This window comes from Bacillota bacterium (genome assembly GCA_018333655.1).
Classification (GTDB): Bacteria; Bacillota; UBA994; order UBA994; family UBA994; genus BS524.
Genome location: JAGXTJ010000034.1, coordinates 58,640 through 78,238, shown reverse-complemented (window position 1 = coordinate 78,238; position 19,599 = coordinate 58,640). Strand labels below are relative to the sequence as shown.

21 protein-coding genes and 1 riboswitch are annotated in these 19,599 nt (G+C 53.1%); of the genes, 8 read left to right on the top strand and 13 right to left on the bottom strand.

What is annotated here, in order from left to right:
- Positions 1–15: 15 nt before the first annotated feature.
- Both KGZ92_07145 and KGZ92_07140 read right to left on the bottom strand, forming a co-directional pair.
- Positions 16–1,398: a UDP-N-acetylmuramoyl-L-alanine--D-glutamate ligase gene (locus tag KGZ92_07145; GenBank protein MBS3889057.1), complete on the bottom strand. Its 1,383-nt coding sequence runs from the start codon at positions 1,396–1,398 to the stop codon at positions 16–18.
- Positions 1,399–1,456: 58 nt separating this feature from the next.
- Positions 1,457–2,314: a 3-hydroxybutyryl-CoA dehydrogenase gene (locus KGZ92_07140; protein MBS3889056.1), complete on the bottom strand. Its 858-nt coding sequence runs from the start codon at positions 2,312–2,314 to the stop codon at positions 1,457–1,459.
- A gap of 143 nt (positions 2,315–2,457) precedes the next feature.
- Here KGZ92_07140 and KGZ92_07135 point away from each other — a divergent pair, with 143 nt between their 5' ends.
- From KGZ92_07135 to pyk, 3 genes are all read left to right on the top strand, one after another.
- Entirely contained in the window at positions 2,458–3,045 is a 588-nt protein-coding gene (locus KGZ92_07135) for a chromate transporter (GenBank protein ID MBS3889055.1), read from the top strand.
- Complete coding sequence (locus tag KGZ92_07130; GenBank protein MBS3889054.1) at positions 3,042–3,560, top strand: chromate transporter; 519 nt, start codon at positions 3,042–3,044, stop codon at positions 3,558–3,560. The genes KGZ92_07135 and KGZ92_07130 overlap by 4 nt, the downstream gene beginning before the upstream one ends.
- Before the next feature lie 99 nt (positions 3,561–3,659).
- On the top strand, positions 3,660–5,411 hold the full coding sequence (gene pyk, locus KGZ92_07125) for a pyruvate kinase (protein MBS3889053.1): 1,752 nt from the start codon (positions 3,660–3,662) through the stop codon (positions 5,409–5,411).
- Here pyk and KGZ92_07120 read toward each other — a convergent pair.
- Positions 5,361–6,812 (bottom strand): CCA tRNA nucleotidyltransferase, encoded by a 1,452-nt coding sequence (locus tag KGZ92_07120; protein ID MBS3889052.1) that lies wholly within the window; start codon positions 6,810–6,812, stop codon positions 5,361–5,363. The genes pyk and KGZ92_07120 overlap by 51 nt on opposite strands.
- 74 nt (positions 6,813–6,886) lie before the next feature.
- On the opposite strand from KGZ92_07120, the gene KGZ92_07115 reads away from it, so the two are divergent.
- From KGZ92_07115 to KGZ92_07100, 4 genes are all read left to right on the top strand, one after another.
- Complete coding sequence (locus KGZ92_07115) at positions 6,887–7,228, top strand: prepilin-type N-terminal cleavage/methylation domain-containing protein (GenBank protein ID MBS3889051.1); 342 nt, start codon at positions 6,887–6,889, stop codon at positions 7,226–7,228.
- A gap of 47 nt (positions 7,229–7,275) precedes the next feature.
- Positions 7,276–7,460, top strand: a riboswitch (cobalamin riboswitch).
- Between the two features lie 189 nt (positions 7,461–7,649).
- Complete coding sequence (locus tag KGZ92_07110; GenBank protein MBS3889050.1) at positions 7,650–8,552, top strand: cobalamin-binding protein; 903 nt, start codon at positions 7,650–7,652, stop codon at positions 8,550–8,552.
- Entirely contained in the window at positions 8,543–9,583 is a 1,041-nt protein-coding gene (locus KGZ92_07105; GenBank protein ID MBS3889049.1) for an iron ABC transporter permease, read from the top strand. The genes KGZ92_07110 and KGZ92_07105 overlap by 10 nt, the downstream gene beginning before the upstream one ends.
- Entirely contained in the window at positions 9,583–10,374 is a 792-nt protein-coding gene (locus KGZ92_07100) for a heme ABC transporter ATP-binding protein (GenBank protein ID MBS3889048.1), read from the top strand. The genes KGZ92_07105 and KGZ92_07100 overlap by 1 nt, the downstream gene beginning before the upstream one ends.
- 3 nt (positions 10,375–10,377) lie before the next feature.
- Here the strand turns inward: KGZ92_07100 and KGZ92_07095 are convergent, their stop codons facing one another.
- Positions 10,378–11,136: a DUF368 domain-containing protein gene (locus KGZ92_07095; GenBank protein ID MBS3889047.1), complete on the bottom strand. Its 759-nt coding sequence runs from the start codon at positions 11,134–11,136 to the stop codon at positions 10,378–10,380.
- Positions 11,137–11,209: 73 nt separating this feature from the next.
- On the opposite strand from KGZ92_07095, the gene KGZ92_07090 reads away from it, so the two are divergent.
- Complete coding sequence (locus KGZ92_07090) at positions 11,210–12,424, top strand: aminoacetone oxidase family FAD-binding enzyme (GenBank protein ID MBS3889046.1); 1,215 nt, start codon at positions 11,210–11,212, stop codon at positions 12,422–12,424.
- Here KGZ92_07090 and KGZ92_07085 read toward each other — a convergent pair.
- From KGZ92_07085 to mnhG, 9 genes are read right to left on the bottom strand one after another with little or no spacing between them, the layout of a single operon-like run.
- Positions 12,399–12,755 (bottom strand): NusG domain II-containing protein, encoded by a 357-nt coding sequence (locus KGZ92_07085; GenBank protein ID MBS3889045.1) that lies wholly within the window; start codon positions 12,753–12,755, stop codon positions 12,399–12,401. The genes KGZ92_07090 and KGZ92_07085 overlap by 26 nt on opposite strands.
- A gap of 16 nt (positions 12,756–12,771) precedes the next feature.
- Positions 12,772–15,009 carry a hypothetical protein gene (locus KGZ92_07080; GenBank protein ID MBS3889044.1) on the bottom strand — a complete coding sequence of 746 codons (2,238 nt, stop codon included), beginning with the start codon at positions 15,007–15,009 and terminating at the stop codon, positions 12,772–12,774.
- A gap of 11 nt (positions 15,010–15,020) precedes the next feature.
- Positions 15,021–16,502: a monovalent cation/H+ antiporter subunit D family protein gene (locus KGZ92_07075; GenBank protein ID MBS3889043.1), complete on the bottom strand. Its 1,482-nt coding sequence runs from the start codon at positions 16,500–16,502 to the stop codon at positions 15,021–15,023.
- A gap of 16 nt (positions 16,503–16,518) precedes the next feature.
- Entirely contained in the window at positions 16,519–17,985 is a 1,467-nt protein-coding gene (locus KGZ92_07070; protein MBS3889042.1) for a monovalent cation/H+ antiporter subunit D family protein, read from the bottom strand.
- A complete protein-coding gene (locus KGZ92_07065) occupies positions 17,978–18,349 on the bottom strand; it encodes a cation:proton antiporter subunit C (GenBank protein MBS3889041.1) in 372 nt (123 codons plus the stop codon). Before KGZ92_07065 ends, KGZ92_07070 begins: the two co-directional genes overlap by 8 nt.
- Positions 18,336–18,776 (bottom strand): MnhB domain-containing protein, encoded by a 441-nt coding sequence (locus KGZ92_07060; GenBank protein MBS3889040.1) that lies wholly within the window; start codon positions 18,774–18,776, stop codon positions 18,336–18,338. The genes KGZ92_07065 and KGZ92_07060 overlap by 14 nt, the downstream gene beginning before the upstream one ends.
- A complete protein-coding gene (locus KGZ92_07055; protein MBS3889039.1) occupies positions 18,769–19,050 on the bottom strand; it encodes a hypothetical protein in 282 nt (93 codons plus the stop codon). Before KGZ92_07055 ends, KGZ92_07060 begins: the two co-directional genes overlap by 8 nt.
- Positions 19,047–19,286 (bottom strand): DUF4040 domain-containing protein, encoded by a 240-nt coding sequence (locus KGZ92_07050; protein ID MBS3889038.1) that lies wholly within the window; start codon positions 19,284–19,286, stop codon positions 19,047–19,049. The genes KGZ92_07055 and KGZ92_07050 overlap by 4 nt, the downstream gene beginning before the upstream one ends.
- The gene (mnhG, locus tag KGZ92_07045; protein MBS3889037.1) at positions 19,273–19,578 is read right to left on the bottom strand and encodes a monovalent cation/H(+) antiporter subunit G; all 306 of its coding nucleotides are present in this window, start codon (positions 19,576–19,578) and stop codon (positions 19,273–19,275) included. Before mnhG ends, KGZ92_07050 begins: the two co-directional genes overlap by 14 nt.
- Positions 19,579–19,599: the final 21 nt, after the last annotated feature.

Genomic DNA, 19,599 nt, shown 5'->3' with positions numbered 1-19,599 from the left:
GAAGCAAAATGCCAATTACAGACTATTGACGATGGCTTTAAACTTGCGGCCGCGGTCTTCAAAGTCGCGAAACATGTCAAAACTGGCGCAGGCCGGCGATAGCATCACACTTGAGCCAGGCTGGGCCTGCTTTTGGCACCACAGAACGGCGGCCTGCAAGGTAGGCACATTTATTTTTTTAACTTTTTTACCCCTTTTTTGCTCAGCGTCATTAATAGCCATGGCAATTTTGTCGGCAGTGGCGCCAATGAGAGCCACTGCGCGCACCTGATCGACTATCGCGAGGGCAAGTTCGTCAAAGGGCACATTTTTGTCGCTACCCCCGGCGATAAGCAAAATGTCGCCACCGATGGCCTGAATGCCCGCCATGGTACGCGTAGGGCTTGAAGCGATGGAGTCGTTGTAGTAACGCACTGCTCCTAACTCGCGCACAAGCTCTAAACGGTGCTCCACCGGCGTGAAGGCAGTAACTGCTCTGGCTACCACCTCACTACTTATCCCTTGCACAAGGCACGCCGCTGCAGCTGCCGCCACATTGGCGATGTTGTGGCCACCAAGCAGCTTTAAGCCAGAAACATCGCAAATGTGCCTTTCTTCGCCCTGCCACCTCGCGCAAAGATCGCGCCCGCGCACAAACACACCGGAGGGCACTTCGCTCTGCCGACTAAAGTAGACTACCTGGCCAGGGACATGCGGAGCCATCGCTCGTGTGGTCGCATCGTCATAGTTCAAGATGACATAGTCTTCCGGAGACTGATAGCGCCAAATATTAGCTTTGGCGGCTACATACTCGGAGTAGCTACTGTGCACATCTAGATGATTGGGAGAAATATTAGTGACCACGGCCACCCGCGGGCTCTGCTGCATGGGCAAGAGCTGAAAACTAGATAACTCGAGGACAATGTGGGCTGTGGCAGGTATGTCGACAACTTGCTCTATCAGCGACTGCCCGATATTGCCGCCAAGGTAGGCCTCACACCCAGCTTCTTTAAGTATGGCGTAAATAAGTGAGGTCGTTGTTGTCTTGCCATCACTACCTGTAACTGCAGTGATGGGTGCTTGCGCTAAGTCAAACACCAACTCAATCTCGCTAGTCAACCTAGCTCCCTCTGCTACGGCCTTCAGCAACTCGGGCAAATCGGGCCGCATGATGGGGGTCTTAAACAGCAGATCATACCCCTCGAGGTGCTTTAGATACTCTCCACCCAAAACGAATTCTACGTGTTTGCCGGCTAACGCCTTTTGCACATCCCCTAGTTGCTCAGGCGACTTTTGGTCAAAGGCGGTGACAATGGCCCCCTGATCAACGAGAAAATTGATCAGCGGGACACCACTCCGCAACCCGATACCCATAACTGCGACTCTTCTTCCGCGCAGTGATTCCACAGTCAGTGCCACAGAAACCTCTCCCTTGAATCATTGTTGGCTATAGTCTTACGAACACCCGCACCGGGTGTTACTTCTTATCGTAGTTGTAAAAGCCCTTGCCGCTCTTACGCCCTAGGTGTCCTGCCTGGACTAACTTGCGTAGCAGCGGCGCAGGGCGATATTTATCTTCTCCCAGAGAGCGATGCAAGACTTCCATAATGGCCAAGCATACATCGAGACCAATTAGGTCTCCTAAGCTGAGCGGACCCATGGAATGGTTCGCGCCAAGCTTCATGATAGCGTCGATATCGGCGGCTTTAGCTACGCCTTCTTGCAAACAGAAGGCCGCCTCATTGATCATGGGGACTAGCAATCTATTGACCACGAAGCCTGGATGGTCATTGACTAGTATACCAGTTTTGCCCATGCGGCGCACCACTTCGCTAGCTACAGCCACGGTTTCGTCACTGGTAGATTGCCCGTGTATAATTTCCACCAACTGCATGATGGGCACCGGGTTCATAAAATGCAGCCCAATGACCTTCGCTGGGCGCTTAGTGAAAGACCCTAACTGCGTTAAAGAAAGGCTTGAAGTATTACTAGCTAAGATGGCATGGGGGGCGCAGGTGCGATCTAGCTCTATAAAGACCCCTTTTTTGACTTCAACATTCTCGCTCACCGCTTCAATGACGAGATCGGCCTCTACAGCCCTGTCCATTTCCGTGGTGACCGTGAGGCGTGATAGGGTGGCCTCTTTTTCGTCATTAGACAGAGTGCCCTTCTCCACTGCTTTAGTCAAGACCCTAGCTATGTTTGCTTGGGCTCTGCTAAGGTACTCACTCGAGAGGTCGCAGAGGAGCACTGTGTAATTACTTTGGGCAGCTACTTGAGCGATTCCACTCCCCATTTGACCCGCGCCTACAACCATGATCGTCTTAATTTCCATAAATGCCCTCCTATATTCACTCTTGCTCTTGGTCATGCTACATTTATTCGTTCCACAGTGCACAGTGATTTCCTGCTGTCGGCCGCAACTACTCTCACGATAACCATGCGCTAAACGAGTTCCCCTTATGCTATAATGTGCATGTGTTTAGGAGAGTGATTGCATTGGAGCACCCTACCCCCCCCACCCTCACCGCCCTTTTTTGGAGTTTCTGCAAAGTTGGAGCTTTCACTTTTGGCGGAGGGCTGTCCATGTTGCCAGTTATAGAGCGCGAGATTGTACATACAAGAGGATGGCAAAGCGAACAGGAATTTATCGACGTGCTGGCCGTTGCACAGTCGAGCCCGGGGGCGATTGCCATCAACACGGCCATTTTTACGGGCTACAAGCTTCTCGGCCTGCCCGGTGTTGCCGTAGCCACCCTAGGCGCCGTCTTGCCCTCCTTTATTATCATAACCTTGCTGGCCGCTACTCTTACCGCGACTACGCCTGGTCCCATTGTGCTCGATTTTTTTAAAGGCATTCGCCCGGCGGTGGTGGCCCTCATCTTTGCCGCTGCCCTCACCCTCGGTAAAAAAGTGCTGGTAGATAACTTTAGCATGGGCCTCGCAGCGGTAGCGCTGCTGATTAGTCTAAATTCTAACTGGCACCCCGCTGTCATTATTGCTGGCGCCGCCTTGTTTGGCCTTGTTTATCACTATCGCCAGCGTCGCCCGGGAACATCGCCATGATCATCTGGGAACTCTTTGTAAGCTTCTTTAGGATTGGACTCTTTAGCTTCGGCGGTGGCTACGCGATGATACCGCTCATTGAGCGAGAGGTCGTGCGCAATCAGGCCTGGCTCACGGCACAGCAATTCATCGATATCCTGGCAGTAGCGGAAATTACGCCTGGTCCGATTGCTATCAATTCAGCCACCTTTGTTGGCTACAAAATGGGAGGTCTGTTTGGGGGCACGGCGGCGACCCTAGGGGTAGTTACGCCTTCTCTTCTTACCGTCATGACCTTCGCCTTCCTCTTCGTGCGCTTTAACGGTGCACCGCAATTAAAGGCCGCCTTGGCCGCCGTTCGTCCTGTCGTGGTAGTGCTCATATTCTCCGCAGCAATTTCGGTGGGCAGACTAACGATTAACGATATACGTAGCGCTGCCATTGCTGTTACCGTGCTAATCCTGATGCTGCGCACTAAATTTAACCCAATTTTGCTTCTTCTTGCGGCGGGGCTCGTGGGCATTATCATATTTTAGAGAGCAAGCGGGCACCTTGATACAGGAGATTACAAATACACATTGAAACATAGGTCCATATGTTAGAATAAAGACAAGTTGTGGTGGGAGGCGGCAAGTATGAGAAAAACAAAGATTGTCTGCACCATTGGGCCAGCTAGCGAGAGCCCTGAAATGTTGCGCGACCTGATTAGAGCAGGGCTTGATGTAGCGAGACTAAACTTTTCGCATGGTAGCCATGCGGAACACGGGGTACGTTTGGGCAATTTACGTCAAGCGGCACAAGATCTAGGCAAGCATGTCGCGATAATGCTAGACACCAAGGGCCCCGAGATTCGCATCGGCACCTTCGCTGACGGCCCTATTGAACTTATTCCTGGTAACACCTTTACCCTCACTACCCAAGCGGTGCCAGGCAGTGTGGAGCGAGTAGGCGTGAGCTACCTGCGCCTGCCACAAGATGTCGCCCCCCTTGACCGCCTGCTCTTGGATGATGGCCTGCTTGAGCTCAGTGTTCTCTACACCACCCACGACAGTGTCGTCTGCAAAGTTATTGTGGGCGGCCTGTTGAGCAATCGCAAGGGTATTAACGTGCCCGGAAAGCGTATTAACCTCCCTGTATTGTCTCCACAAGATGAAGCCGACCTGCGTTACGGCGTGGAACAGGGCGTTGACTACATAGCGGCTTCCTTCATGCGCAATGCCAATGATGTTTACGCGGTGCGCCGTTTTATCGAAGGGCTAGGTGCCAACATCCCCATTATTGCTAAGATTGAAAATAAGGAGGGCGTTGACAATCTCGATGCCATCCTGAAGGTAGCCGATGGTCTCATGGTAGCACGCGGCGATATGGGAGTTGAATTTCCAGCCGAAGAAGTGCCCATCATACAAAAAGAAATGATCCGTAAAGCTAACAGCGCTGGCAAGCCGGTGATTACGGCAACGCAAATGCTCGACTCCATGATGCGTAATCCCCGCCCCACGCGTGCCGAGGCTAGTGATGTGGCTAATGCTATTTTTGATGGTACCGATGCCATTATGCTATCGGGAGAGACTGCCAGCGGCAAGTACCCCCTTTTGTCCGTGCAGACCATGGCGCGCCTTGCTCTCCGCACTGAACAAGCACTGCAATATGGCCAGGCTAACGTTGATGCCTGCCAGGTGCGCAATTCCACTGTCACCGACGCCATTAGCCACGCCACCGTACAAGTAGCTACTGAACTCACCGCGGCGGCCATTATCACGCCCACCCAATCAGGTTGGACGGCACGCATGGTATCTAAGCACCGCCCCGCCGCGCACATCATTGCCATTACCACGAGTGCCGCTGTGGCAAGACGTCTGAACCTGCAGTGGGGGGTCGCTCCTCTCGTTGGTCTACCTATCGCGACTACCGATGACCTGATCGACGGTTCGGTACAGCGCGCCTTAAGTGCGGGGTTAATAAGAAACGGCGACTTGGTAGTGATCACCGCGGGCATCCCTGTGGGTGTGCCGGGCACGACCAATGTGCTCAAGGTACACGTAGTTGGCGATGTCTTAGCTAAGGGCACAGGTATCGGCGCCATTACCGCTGAAGGGCGAGTTACGATTGCTAAGAACGCGGCAGAGGCCAATGCCAAGACACAAGCGGGTGATATACTGGTTACGTTCGCTACCGACAGCGACTACATTCCGGCCATAGAGCGAGCTGCTGGCCTGATCACCGAGGAGGGTGGCCTCACCTCACACGGGGCTATCGTGGGGCTTAACCTCAACAAGGCTACGATTGTAGGCATAAATGGCGCTACCGGCCTTCTTAAAGACGGGCAGATTGTCACCTTAGACGGAGGACGTGGTCTTGTTTACCAAGGTCATGCGCGAGTTCGCTAAGACATCTTCGCTACGCTGGCAAAATTGTTTTGCCAGCGTTATCATTTGCTCCTTGGTTTTTACATGGCCCCGTGCAGCTTGCTCTGCGAGATGAGTCATCGTCTCTTGCAGCCAGCTCCCCGGGGTCAATTGTAACTCGATAGCAAGCTCCGCTGGGTTCAGGGGGAGTGAGGGGCGGATTACTTCGTCATGCTGAAAATACCAGGCCTGCAAGAAGCGATTGAGGGTGGCCACAACCCTCTTGTAGCTTTCGTCCCTTTCCATTTCTTCCCCTTTAGCGAGTAGGTCGGCCACACTAAAGAGCGCAATGGGAACGCTGTGCTCGCCTAGTCGACTGGCCACGCGAAAGAGATGCCCTTCATGAAGGCGCGGTTGACGTGACAACTGCGCCAAGTAGGTATGCCACCGCACAAAGCGGCCTAGCAGCTTGGCTTCTCTGCTTGCTAAGCGTAAACGTTGTACCATGGGCCCAATCATCCCCGCGCCGATTTGCTCGTGCCGGTAGAAGGTAACTTTGCCTTCGGCGCGCACCACGCGAGACGGCGGCTTACCGATGTCATGCAAGAGCGACCCCAACTTACAAACAGCCTCTAAATTCATGGGCAGGCACCTTAGATCTCGCACCACGCATTCGCGGACGGTTTGTTCGAGAAAATCAGGGGCTTGCCATAGGTTTACATAGCCGGAAAAGGCCCGCCAAGAATGTTCATGCACGCTAAAAGCGTGATACTGGTTCTGTGAAATTCCCTTTCCGGCTTCTAGCTCCGGGAACAACGCCGCCAAGACCCCCTGCTGCTCTAGCCACATGTAGGCAGATATAGCAAAAGGAGCTACTGTAATCCTCTTTAGTTCAGCCCACACCCTTTCCCCAGGGCAGTGCCGTAATGGTTCGAGCGCGGCACTAACTTTTGCCTCCAGGTGACCACTGACGGTAAAGCCAAGTTCGGCTTTAAGGCGTGCTGCGCGTAAAATTCGCAGCGCATCAGAGGTGAAAGCCAGAGGGGAGGTGAGAACTAGAGTTCGTGAGGCAAGGTGCTCCCGCCCGAAGTGATAATCATGAACTTTTTCTAGATCTTTCGCCAAGAAGTCTCTTAGCTCCATGGCCATAGCATTGACAGTGAAGTCGCGCCGTGCTAGATCGTCCCCCAGGCTCTTGTAGAGCGGGGCGATGTCAAGTACGGCACCTTCCTTATGGTAGCGCCAATGCTGGTTTTCATGGCTCAGGGCAAACGGTTGCTGCCCTAGCAGCAGGGAGATCTCCCCGAGATGAGTCATGAACCCTGGCGCGGGAATTAGTAAGTCGTAGTCGCAACTTGTACGGCCGAGGTACAAGTCCCGCACCGCTCCACCCACGACATAGATGGGGAGTTTATCCGCCAAAACGAGCAATTGCTTTAACATGCGTGCGCACCCCTGCTTTCAGTACTTGTTAGTTGCCGAGTCGGGAACACTTCTCTATAAAGGAGGTTCTCGCAATGCGCCAACAGGCAGGATTTTCGCTCCTCGAACTCTTAATGGTTGTGACTTTGCTCGCTATCATTCTCACCGTGGCTACAACCCGCCTACTAGACGTGGCCGCCGTCACCAATGACCCGCCTGCAGAGCCTACCAAGTGGGAAGTAGCCGCATGTAGATTTAATCAAAACGTAGTGCAAAACGCAACAGAGTATTTTGCTGTTACTTACGGCAAGTACCCGCTACAACCTCATGAGCTCTTTCTGCGCTTTCTCGATCGCAAACCAAGCTGCCCCGTACATGGCACACCATATCTCTATGGCGACTTTCACCTCGTAGTGTGCCCGCATCACAGCAGGTAAAGACTAGCTTTTGCGCGATGTCCTTATGTGCTATACTTGTAGTGCAATTAAATAGCCTTTGTGGAGGTTCCCCGTTTGTGGGGATTAAAAGGGAATCAGGTTAAAGTCCTGAGCGGTCCCGCCACTGTAATGGGTAGTACCCGGCAAGACCACTGTCTCTAGTAGCAGACGGGAAGGAGCCGGGCGCGCGAATCCCAGAGCCAGGAGACCTGCCCCCACGATGCAGACACCGTCCTTCGGTCGAGGGGACTGGGTCAGAGCCATGGGGGGCCCCCTTTTGCTCTACCTATCCTCAACCTCAAGGTTGAGGATTTTTACTTTATGGGAGAGGGGATGTACTGCAACTTAACAAGTGGACTTGCTAAACTGTTACATTGTTCTTGTGTTTCGTACCGTCTCACAATATTAAGGAGGTCTCTCTGTGAAAAAACTTTCCCTGTTGGCCCTAATCGCCATTCTGGCGCTTGTTGCGGCCGGCTGTGCACCCATCACAGCACTTTTTCAAAGACCTATCGTCCTAACGGATGACTTCGGGCGCCAAATCACCCTCGAGAAACCGGCGGTACGCATCGTTTCTCTGGCTCCAAGCACCACGGAGTTGCTTTTTGCCCTCGGCCTAAGTGACAAAATTGTGGGCGTAACTGAATTTTGTAACTATCCCGCTCTGGCACAGACCAAAGAAAAGGTAGGCGGCTTTGGCCCCCCCTCGGTAGAAAAAATTGTCAGCGTAAAGCCTGATCTAGTCGTTGCCGCTAGCCTGCACCAGGCTGTCGTAGAACAACTAGAGCAGTTAAACATTCCGGTTCTCGCTGTAGACCCCAAGAACATTGCTCAAGTAATCGCTAACGCCGCCCTTTTGGGCCAGGCCACAGGTACTACAAGGCAAGCGCAAGCCATTGAGCAGGAACTGACCGCTGCCATGCGCGAAGTGGAGGAAAAGACGCGGGGGTTAGCAGAGGGCAGCCGTCCATTGGTCTACTTTGAGATCTGGCATGACCCTATCACCAGTGCCGGACCCAATACCTTTATCCATGAGCTCATCACGCGGGCAGGCGGAATCAACCTAGCTAGCAACGCCGCCACCAACTTCCCCGTTTTGTCACTGGAAGAAATACTGGCCCAAAAGCCAACTGTCATGTTCCGTGGGCATGGCCCAGAGACTGTGGAGGCCATTAAGCAAAGGGCGAACTGGGAGACTGTGCCCGCTATAGCAAACAATCGCGTCTACCTGGTCAACGAAGACCTTGTACTGCGCCCAGGTCCGCGCCTAGCCTTGGGCCTGCGCGAGATGGCCAGGCTACTTCACCCCGACTTATGGCGTTAGTCAGGGTTGTAGAGAAATTAAAGAGAGGGCGACTAGTCGTCACCCTCTCCCTAGTTTTGGCGCTCGTAATGCTTGCTGGCATGGTGCTGGGGGCGGTAGATATCGCCCCTGCCCGTTTTGGGCCAGCCCTGGTGCAGTTAATGTCCCAGCCGGCTACAGAATGGGACTACGAAACCATTGTTATTTTTCGGCTACGACTGCCGCGCGTAATACTGGCCGCCATGGTGGGCGCTGGCTTGGCCACAGCAGGGGCCGTCCTACAGGGGCTTCTCCATAATGGTCTCGCTGACTCCCATATCTTGGGCGTTTCGGCGGGTGCTAGTCTTGGGGCCGCCTCCGCCATGCTGCTTGGCTTGCAGTTTAGCATCTTCGGGCTGGGCGCGATTACACCCATGGCCTTCATAGGCGCTGTGGTCACTTTGCTCATCGTCTTACTGCTCGCCCGCCGCGTAGCTGGCCGTTCCACCTTAGGGTTACTGCTGGCAGGCATAGCCATGAGTAGTTTTCTTTCGGCCCTAGTTTCCCTCATGGTATACTTTAGCGGCAATAGAATCCATCCCCTGCTCTTCTGGCTAATGGGTAGCTTTGCGGCACGCGGCTGGCACCATGTAGTTTTGGCGGCGCCTTACCTTGTAGCGGGATACATGCTGGCTTTTTTCTACCACCGCTACCTCACGGCCATCAGCCTAGGTGACATGACTGCGCATCACCTGGGGGTTAATGTCGAAAGGGTACGTTTCCTCCTCCTGTGTTCTACCGCCCTGCTCACAGCGGCCGCAGTAGCTGTCAGTGGCGTCATTGGCTTTGTGGGCCTGATGACTCCTCATATGGCACGCCTTTTAGGCGGAGAAAATTATCGCCGCCTGCTGCCTTATTCCGCCTTGGTCGGCGCTATTTTTATGACCACTGCTGACATTGCCTCGCGCTTTATCCTGCGACCGACAGAGCTACCAGTTGGCATTATCACGGCCTTGGTGGGCGGACCTTTCTTTTTATACCTGCTTGCTAGAAGCCGAAAGGCGATGATCTAATGCACCCGCTAGTTATCTCTAATGTTTCTTTTAGTTTCGCCCATAGGCCTGTCTTGAAGAACATTAACGCAGAGTTCCCTAAAGGCACTTTGACCGGAATAATAGGACCTAACGGCTCCGGAAAATCGACATTAGTGAAAATCATGAGCCGCTGGCTGACCCCACAAAGTGGCGAGGTGTGGCTTGCTGGCTACCCACTGGCCAAGCTCTCGCACCGAGCAATGGCGCAGCACTTAGCGGTAGTCGAACAGGAGAGTGTGCTAGGCATCGACTTAACGGTGCGAGAACTGGCCCACCTAGGCCGCCTACCCCACCAGTCACTACTTCAGGGCGCGACCCCAAGGGATGAGGAACTGGTCAATCAGGCACTTGCCAAGGCGGGAATAATCGACCTAGAGGGTAGACACCTTAGCACCTTGAGCGGCGGCGAAAAGCAGCGGGCGCGCATCGCTACCGCCCTCGCCCAAGACTGCCCCCTACTCGTGCTAGACGAACCGACCGCGCATCTTGATATCAAGCACCAGATGGAGCTCTTATCGCTCTTAAAGTCTTTGTCGCAAGAGGGCATGACCATTATTACGGTACTCCACGACATAAACTTGGCCGCTCTATACTGTGAGCGACTCTTGGTCTTGTCACAGGGAGAACTGACTGCTAAGGGGACTCCCCTAGAAGTACTGCGTCCTCCGCTCATTGAGGCCGTCTATGGCTGCCCAGTAGTAGTATTTACGCACCCCAGTGAAAACGTCCCCCAAATCTCTCTGGTGCCCGTAAGGGGACGCCCAGTATAGATACTAGGTTGTAGCTTGCCCCTTGCCGCCAAGAGGCCACATGACCATGAAGCCTACTACGAAGCTCAGCACGACAAAGAGAGTAAACTCTGTCGGCAGGAGGGCCCTAGTTGAGCCTAGGATCAGCCCGGCGAAGAAGTAGGACAAAAGATCGCGATAGCGCGCATAGAGCTTGTCGAGCACATAGGCCAGTAAAAATAGGCCCCCCACACTGCCTACAGCAAAAATAGCTAACTGCCCAAGTATCATTTCTTTGATATAGTAGAGCATGGTATCATAGATGCCCATTATAATAAGTATGGAACTACCCGGCACACCCGGCAAAACCATGGCTGCTGTGCTCAAGGCACCCCCGATGAGCAAAGTAAGGGGACTGACCACCACCGCTTCCTGCGCCATCATCATGGGTTCTGCCCCGAAGATGAGCCCTGCGGCTAAACCTGCCAACATAGCAAGCACGCGTGGCACACTAGGGCTTGGCCCACCGCCAAGCACAGCGCGTACAGAAGCTAGGAGGCTGCCAAAGAGAAAGGCCACCGTCACATCACGAAATCTCTCAAACACGAGAGCAAAAACGGTGCCCCCTACGAATATACCAACCACCATGCCGCCGAATATCGGCACATAGGGACGCAAGTTAAAACGCACCAAGTCGGCGATCATTTTCTCATAAAGACCCATGATAAGAAATACTGTTCCCCCGCTCATACCGGGAAGGATAACGACCAGCCCTAAAATAAAGCCCTGTATTAATGCACGCATAAATCTTAGTCCTTTCTTGTACAAACCTCGAGAACCTCGACTGTCAACTAGAAGTAGGAGGCGAATCCTTACTATGATTTATGACTTAGTGGTTGTTGGTGGCGGAGCATCGGGGCTAGTAGCGGCAATTGTGGCCGCTAGACGGGGTGCGAAAGTACTCATCATCGAAAAAAACGCCAAGCTCGGCAAAAAAATTCTGGCCACCGGTAATGGACGCTGCAACCTCGGCAACGACCACTGGTCGTTAGATAATTTTGTCAGCACCAATGTCGGAGTAGCAGAAAAAGTTCTACGGCGTTTTGACAACCAAGCTGCAAAACGTTTTTTTGGCGAACTAGGTCTCCTCATCATCAGTGAGGAGGGCAGATGGTACCCTCGCACTAAGCAGGCCGCAAGTGTGCTGACTGTGCTTCTAAGCGAACTAGCGCGCCAGGGGGTTGCCACCGCGGTCAGTTCCCCCGTGCACAGCATCGAAGCAACTTCACGAGGGTTTACTCTCCGTCATGGCACAGGGCAGAGCCAAGGCCTGCGGGTGCTCCTCACCACAGGTGGGATGGCCGCCCCAAAGCTTGGGTGCACTGGAGATGGCTACCGACTGGCAGAAGCCCTCGGGCATAGCCTACTCGCTCCCTCCCCCGCCCTAGTAGGACTGCGGCTACAATCTGCACATCTCAAGACCTTGTCGGGGCTACGCTTGGCGGCCACAGTGGCTATACCAGAACTAGGCCTCTCTGAGCACGGCGAAGTTCTTTTCACTGACTATGGCCTCTCTGGCATCCCTGTTTTTGACCTCTCACGCGCCATAGGTCATCGCCAGGGCCTTACTTTACGCCTGAAGTTAGCATATGAAGAATCCACCGAAAGTAAACTGCTCGGTTTCTTGCGCCATTACCTGGGAGAACTCTCGTTCAAGGCCCCGAGCGAGGCGCTCGCAGGCTACCTCCCCCACCAGCTCTGCCTCCCTGTTCTAAAAGAAGCTGGCTTAGAACATAAGAAGTTCGCCGGAGACCTGTCGCGGGCCGAGCTAGCACGATTGAGCCGCCAGCTTTTCTGGTGGGATTTTCCCATTGTTGGGCTCCACACTTGGGAACAAGCACAGACAACCTGGGGGGGTATTCCGCTAGATGAGGTCGACCCCGCCACCCTGTGCTCCAAAGTGCAAGGGGGACTTTACTTCGCCGGAGAGGTTCTCGACGTGCACGGTCGCTGCGGGGGCTACAATTTACACTGGGCGTTTGCCAGTGGTTTTGTGGCCGGGCAAGCTAGTGCTCATTGCCCTCAATCCTGACTACCACTCGGTTAGGCAGGCAGACGATGACCTCGCCAGGGCGGCTCTTACGACCCATCTTTATACAGAGCTGATCTGGGCAAGCCGAGGACACAATGCTAATGTAGGAGCCTTCGACACGAATAACACTTTCGCCCCGCACCCCTTGCACCATGAAATCTCTTTTCTCCGCATTAGGAGCAAGAACCACCGTGGTCACCACCCTGTTGTCAACCAAGATGACAGACTGTTGACCGGGTGGGGTCACAACACGCCTGTAAAGTACCCCCGCCATCATGACAAGTGCCACTAGCAGTATGATTACTGCTATTTTTTTGTCGAACGCGGTCAAGACTGTCACTCCCTTCCTACAAAACTTGTCCGCCGAAGATGTACAGGATAGCCAGCAATATAAGCAAAAGCACGGCGACAATAAGTGACCCGATGGTCACGTTCTGCAAGTTGAAAGCGGTGTCTTCGGAGACGCGTGGAGCGAGAGCTTCTCTTGAAGTGATGATTACAGCTGCTTGAGTCGCGCCCTCTTCGGCGTACTGCTCTAATTCTGTCAGGCCTTCGGTAACGCGCAAGGCGGCCTCACCGGCCTTGGCGTAGCCAACACTCACACTAGCGTCAAGAGCACTCATAGTCTGTGCAACGGCCTGCGCACGCTGCCCCGCAACTTTGTACATCTTGCCCACGCCCTGATCGAGCTGCCTAGCCTGTTCAACAAGTTGCGTGGTGCCGTGCCCCACCGCATCATAGCCTTCATCAATGAGGTCGTCAAACCTCTTGACACGACGCAACAAACGGCCAGAAATGGTACCACCCCTGTCATAGACATCGCAAATGCCCCCATCGGCCTTAGTGGCGTAGCGACAGCAAAAAATGAGGAAGGCCTGGTAGGCCGGACGAAAAATAACCCCCTCAATAGACAGCCATTTCGGGTAACGCCAGCCAAACAGGCCACTGTACTTGGCCAAAATATACAAACCCGCACCTATGACAAAGGGCCAAAACACCCCACCGTAGGCATAGGCCGTCCAAAAATTGATAGTTGGCAGCTTCTTGGCCAAGTAGGCTGTATTAACCAGGGTTCCTTCCGCTGCAAGGCTAAAGAAACGCATAACAGCCCCCGGAAAGGCGCCGACAAGTAACATACTCACACTTAAGAGGGTGAGAACCCCCCGCGAGAGCCATCCTTCGTGCCGGCTACGCAGGCGCTCACCTTTAAACTGGCCAAAAAACACACCCAAGTACAGTTTGATGAAGTAAGCGGCGGTGATGGCACTGCCTACGACAAATAGCTTTTCAGCTAGGAGCAACCACGGGCTGGCGCCATGCTCTGCTGCGGCTACGAGGGCTTTATGGATTAAGGTCTTGCTACCAAAGCCAGCGAAACCAGGTAGTCCCAGTACAGACAAGGCGGCGATAAGAGTAGTAATCGCCGTAAATGGCAGGAAACGTGCTAAGCCACCCAGGCGTTCCAAGTGGAGGCTACCTGCGGCAAGATAGATTACGCCTGCCAAAAGAAACAAGGCTGTGCTGAACAAGGCATGGTTGAAGGCGTGGTAGACGGCTGCCGTGTGAGCTAAGCCACCTTCCTTGGTGAGGTACATCACTGAGGCCACTGCCAGCAGTATGTAGCCCATCTGGCTAACGCTCGAATAGGCCAGCAGGCGCTTGATGTTGTTTTGAATTAAGGCGAGATAGCCCCCGATTAACATCGTGGCCAGCCCCACCACCATTAACACCAAGCCGAGGTTCTCCTGTACGCGTGCAGCGGCACTCGCGAGAGTAGCGGAATTGCCGGCCAGAGTGATGGTCAAAAAAGTCACCAGGCCATAGACGCCAGTTTTATTCATGGCACCAGAAAGCATGGCCGTTGCCGGGGCAGGGGCAGAGGTGTATGTGTAGGGCAGCCAGATATGGAGGGGAACAAGGCCCATCTTGAGCCCAAAACCTACGACAAACATCAGGGCCACGGCATAGGGGTTGACGCCTCTCTCCAGCAATACATGCAGCTGCGGCGTTATCTCGGCCGTACCCGTCGTCCAAACCAGTAGCAAGACGCCAAATAGCAGTACTAGCCCACCAGCGACGCTCATGTAGAGGTAGATATCCCCCGCTCGGCGAGCGTGATCGTTTTCCGCATGAACGACTAGGGGATAGGCCGTGAAGGTCATAAACTCAAAGAAGACAAAGAGGGTAAAGTAATCCGCGGCCAAGAATACGCCAAGGCAGCCGCTCATGCTGAGGAGAAAAAAAGAGAAAAAACGCCGCGGCGAATGTGTGTGTTGCAGGTAAGAAGCTGCGAACAAGGTCGCCAGCACCCATAACCCCGCGACAAGCAGGGCCAGAGTCGACCCCAAGAAGGAGGGACGAAAGCTCAGTCCATAGTCTACGACTTGAAGTAGATTGAGTTCTAGTACAGTGCCGTTTCGGCCGAGCTGGAAGATCAGAGCAGTAGAGGAGAGCGTAAGCAGCCCTGCCACCACCGCCACAAGGCGAGGCCACAACCAAGAACGCACCGTCCCGCATAAAATCAGCACCGCACCTAGAATGGGAATGATGGTCGGAGTTAAGAGCAACAAGTTCAGAGAATCCATCTTCCCTCTCCTTACTTAACAACGAGAAATAGTGCCTGGGCTGCCCGCTTAGCCAAGTCAAGCACCCCGCTTTGCGGAAAGAGATCGACAAAAACAATGACCAGAGCCATGAAGACAATGGGCGCAAGCATGGCTAAAGGTAATTCACGAGTTTTGGGGGACACCTCTTTGGCTGCGTGTTGCTCGCCAAAAAGGGTATTTTGAATGACAGGGAAGTAGTAGATAAAATTCATCAGTGAGCTGAGCAAGAGCAGGATGACAAAGCCCCAGCTCCCCGCGTCAAGTGACCCTAGGGCCAACTCCCACTTCGAGACAAAACCAACCAAGGGCGGAATGCCAATCATGGAGAGAGCGGCTACGGTGAAGGAGACCATGGTGACCGTCATCTCGCGGCCAAGGCCTCGCCACTCCGATACACGCCTCTTGCCGGTCTTGTAGATAATCGCTCCAGCCGACAAAAACAGTGTGGCCTTCATGATGGCGTGGGCAAAGATATGAAAAATGGCCCCGATTAAAGCCCTCTCCTGCAAAAGCCCGATGCCGAGCAAGATATAGCCCATCTGTCCAACGCTCGAATAGGCAAGACGCCTTTTTATATCATCTTGGGCGATGGCTACCGCTGAGCCGAGAAAAATTGTCACGGCAGCTAAACCTAGCAGAACTGTATCCAAACCGCCCGCCCTTACTACCTCGTGACCGAATACATTGAAGACAACACGTATGAGGCCGTAAACCCCGGTCTTAAGCATAATGCCCGAAAGCAAAGCACTAGCTGGGCTAGGAGCAACAGGATGTGCCTCGGGCAGCCAGACATGCAAGGGAACTATCCCTGCCTTGATACCAAAGCCAATAAGGAAGCCATAGAAGGCTAGTACTGCTAGTCCGCTGGCCTCGGCAATAAAGCCACCGGAGGCAAAAGAGACCGTGCCCGCAATTTCGAAGACGGCGATAATGGCAAAAAACAAGGCTAGCCCGCCGATAATAGTGAGCACCAGGTACTTATACCCCGCCCGCATGGCTTCGGCTGTTTCTTCATGAACTACCAATACATACGCCGAGAGAGACATCAGCTCAAAGAACAAAAAGAGCGTAAACAGATCTCCACTGAGTACCACTCCCATGGTTCCTGCCAAGGTCAGGGTCGAGAAGGGATAGTAGCGGTTCTTGGCATGTTCCTTGACCATGTACTCCGTAGAATAGACTGCCACTAAGAACCACACTCCCGACACCACAAGACCCACAAGTAGCGAGAGGTAGTCTACACTAAAAGACATGCCTAGTGGCGGCAGTATCGCAGGAAACTCAATCAAGACTCTCTCTCCCGCGAGCACACGGGAGTAGTTGCTCGCTAAAAACACAAACGAGGCGAGTGGGGCGAGCACAGCTAGTGCATTGCGCAGTCGCCAAGAGCGCCGCTCGACCATGTAAATGACGACAAAGAACAGCAAGGGAATAATAACCGCCAAAACTGGCGACTGAAGTAACAAACTCATGACCAACCCTCCAAATTTAACGCGTTATCAGCAAGGCCGTTTGACGCACTAAAGGCAGCAACATCGAGGGCATGAGGCCGTAAAATAGAATTGCCAAGGAAAGAATGACCAGCGGCAAGCGCACGGCGAGACTAGGTTCCTTAACATCCGGCGAAGCATCATGTCCGAAGTAGGCCGTAATAATGAGGGGAAAATAGTAGATTGCAGACAAGAGACTGCTAATAAGAATTAGTACGGCAAAAATAACCAGACCAGCATCGAGCGCTCCTAGCGCGAGATACAACTTGGAGATAAAACCCGCTGTACCCGGTATACCGACCATAGACAAAGCACCTAGGGTGATGCAGGCAAAAGTCAACGGCATGCGGCGCGCCAGGCCATGTACCTGGGAGATTTTCTTGTACCCACTCTGCTGTATAACCACACCAACAGCCAAAAACAACAATGTCTTCATGATGGCATGGATAAGAATGTGCCAAATTGCACCTTCTACTGCCCTTGCGGTTAGCAAAGAAAACCCAAGAAAGATGTACCCAACCTGTGCAACAGTAGAAAATGCCAAAAGGCGCTTAATATTGTCCTGCACAATGGCGAATACGGAGCCAGCTATAATGGCCAGTGCCGCCAAAACAAGGAGAATTTGGCGAAGTGGCAAGATATAAAATAGATCCATGCCAAGCAACATGTAGGCGATGCGCATGAAGGCAATAACATATACTTTAACGACAAGCCCCGAGAGCAGTGCACTCGAGCCCGTAGGGGCATTAGCATGGGCATCAGGCAACCAGATATGAAGGGGGAAGAGCGCTGACTTGACGCCTAGCCCAATGACCATAAAGGCTAGGGCCGTCAACAGGTTCAAGGGGTACTGCCCTGCCGTGGTAGCGAGAGCTACCCTCATGTAGCCCATGTTAAGATGCCCCGTTATCATAAAGAGCAGGGCGATACTAAACAAGAGCCCCCCTGAACCAAGTGCGCTCAACATCAGGTAACGAAAGCTGGCCTCGATACTCTCCTTAGTTCCCTTTACCGCAATAATAGCGACCGCTGCCAGTGAACTAATCTCGACAAAGACAAAGAGATTAAAGATATCACCAGCCATGACAATGCCATGCATAGCCGCGGACAGTAGTAGAATCAAGGCATAGTAGCCCGCCTCATAGTTGACTTCACGGGGGGCAAAAACGATAAACCAGTATATAATAAAGGAAATAACAGAAACTACCAAAGAAGCATAGGCCGCGAAGGCGTCTACCACGAGCTCAATACCATGCGGTGCAGACCATTCCCCCACCGCATAAATCATGGTGCCAGACTGTAGCACCTCTAAGGTAATTAATACTGCTAGCGCAACAACTATGAGACCGGCGCCAAGAAAAAGCCCTTTGGCTAGGCGCATGTTCTTACGCACAAGCGGCACGACAAACGCAGTCATGAGTAGTGTAACGACCATAAGAATAGGGGCATGACTTATACTAAACATGTTTTTTGCCTCTAATCGCGATTATTTCATCAGAATCAAGGGTCCCATAGTGTTTGTAAAGGAGGACCACCAGTGCCAGCGCAAAGGCGGTAAAGCTCACAGAAATAACTATACCAGTGAGAATTAGCGCGGACGGGATTGGGTTGACAAACTTCTCGACCCCAGGCACGAGTATAGGAGCCTGCCCGCCTTGACGATACCCAATGGCCACAAAGAAGAGAAAAATGGCGGTATCCATGATATTTAGAGCCATCAATTTTTTGATGAGGTTCTTGTGAGTGAGCATAGTGTGAAACCCAATGACAAAGAGCACCACCGCAACTAAGTAGTAGATGTTAGTGTACAGCCGTTCAAGGAGTACCATGTTCATCACTCCCCCCTTCCAAGAGTTCTTGGAATAGTGACAGAATCGTGCCGCTCACTTTGGCCCCTAGGGCGAGGGTGATGACGAGAATCATGCCGCTACTCCATAGCTGCCCTGGTACGCCGAGGGGAAAAACACCTCTGTTGGTAAGGTAGTTGTAGCCAAAAAACAGGCCGACAAAGCCTATCCCCACGTAAATTAGCGCACCAGCCGCCTCAAAAAAGACCGAGGTGTCATGGTCCATGCGGTGTTTAACTTTAGCAAAGCGGAATGTCAAGCTGTAAAGTATTAAGCTTGCCCCGATGACGGCACCACCCGAGAAGCCTCCACCAGGGGAGAGGTGGCCGTGAAAGAGAATGTACATGCCGAAAAGCTGAATGAAAGGCAAGAGTAAGCGATTTACAACTTCAAGAATGAGATCATGCATGATGTCCGCCCCCGTGAAGCGCCGCAGTAACAGCCAAAACAGCTACGAAAAGCACAGTAGCTTCTCCCAAAGTATCGTAGGCGCGGTAGTCTAAAATGATGGCGGCAATTGTGTTGATCGCCCCCGTGTCCACAGCGCTATCTTGCAAGTATTTGTCCATAACTCCGCGGTGCGCCGGGGCATAGCTATCGCCAAAGGTCGGCATTTCGGCCACAGTCAAGACCAGCAAAACGCCAATGGCCGCCAGTACAAGTACGGGCAAAACTTTTTTCATTCTTCATGCCTCCTTGTGCGGCTAATAGCGGCCAAGAATAGCAACGACGTAGCGCCTGCACCAATAGCTGCCTCCGTGATCGCGATATCAGGCGAGTGAAGCTGCTGCCAAATAATAGACATGACCATGCTGTAAGCCCCAAAAATGATAACCGCGCTGAGCAAATCCTTGATGCGAGCTACGACAACGGCACAAATCACCAAAAATACCAAAAGGAGGATATTAATCGCTGCCAGCACTGTCGTCACTCCCTTCGGTGCGGTAGACCGCGCGAGCCATGTAGTGCGCGGCGGTGGGGTTGGCTATCCACAGAAATACAATAATTACGGCCAACTTCAACATAAGGTAGACAGAATCCGAAAAGAACATTAGCCCCACCAGGATCAGCCCTGCGCCCAAAGTATCGCACTTGGTGGTGGCATGCATGCGTGTCAAGACATCGGGGAAACGAATAAGGCCAAGCGTGCCGGCGGCAAAGAAAAAGAACCCCGCCAATAGAAAGGCAACGCCGATGATTTCAGCAAGCAAGTTAATCATGTTGTTGCTCCT

Excerpts from the sequence above, each read along its gene's own strand:
- KGZ92_07140 (MBS3889056.1), bottom strand. The coding sequence starts at position 2,314 with ATGGAAATTAAGACGATCATGGTTGTAGGCGCGGGTCAAATGGGGAGT.
- KGZ92_07130 (MBS3889054.1), top strand. The coding sequence starts at position 3,042 with ATGATCATCTGGGAACTCTTTGTAAGCTTCTTTAGGATTGGACTCTTT.
- pyk (MBS3889053.1), top strand. The coding sequence starts at position 3,660 with ATGAGAAAAACAAAGATTGTCTGCACCATTGGGCCAGCTAGCGAGAGC.
- KGZ92_07120 (MBS3889052.1), bottom strand. The coding sequence starts at position 6,812 with ATGTTAAAGCAATTGCTCGTTTTGGCGGATAAACTCCCCATCTATGTC.
- KGZ92_07115 (MBS3889051.1), top strand. The coding sequence starts at position 6,887 with ATGCGCCAACAGGCAGGATTTTCGCTCCTCGAACTCTTAATGGTTGTG.
- KGZ92_07105 (MBS3889049.1), top strand. The coding sequence starts at position 8,543 with ATGGCGTTAGTCAGGGTTGTAGAGAAATTAAAGAGAGGGCGACTAGTC.
- KGZ92_07100 (MBS3889048.1), top strand. The coding sequence starts at position 9,583 with ATGCACCCGCTAGTTATCTCTAATGTTTCTTTTAGTTTCGCCCATAGG.
- KGZ92_07095 (MBS3889047.1), bottom strand. The coding sequence starts at position 11,136 with ATGCGTGCATTAATACAGGGCTTTATTTTAGGGCTGGTCGTTATCCTT.
- KGZ92_07090 (MBS3889046.1), top strand. The coding sequence starts at position 11,210 with ATGATTTATGACTTAGTGGTTGTTGGTGGCGGAGCATCGGGGCTAGTA.
- KGZ92_07080 (MBS3889044.1), bottom strand. The coding sequence starts at position 15,009 with ATGGATTCTCTGAACTTGTTGCTCTTAACTCCGACCATCATTCCCATT.
- KGZ92_07075 (MBS3889043.1), bottom strand. The coding sequence starts at position 16,502 with ATGAGTTTGTTACTTCAGTCGCCAGTTTTGGCGGTTATTATTCCCTTG.
- KGZ92_07070 (MBS3889042.1), bottom strand. The coding sequence starts at position 17,985 with ATGTTTAGTATAAGTCATGCCCCTATTCTTATGGTCGTTACACTACTC.
- KGZ92_07065 (MBS3889041.1), bottom strand. The coding sequence starts at position 18,349 with ATGGTACTCCTTGAACGGCTGTACACTAACATCTACTACTTAGTTGCG.
- KGZ92_07060 (MBS3889040.1), bottom strand. The coding sequence starts at position 18,776 with ATGCATGATCTCATTCTTGAAGTTGTAAATCGCTTACTCTTGCCTTTC.
- KGZ92_07055 (MBS3889039.1), bottom strand. The coding sequence starts at position 19,050 with ATGAAAAAAGTTTTGCCCGTACTTGTACTGGCGGCCATTGGCGTTTTG.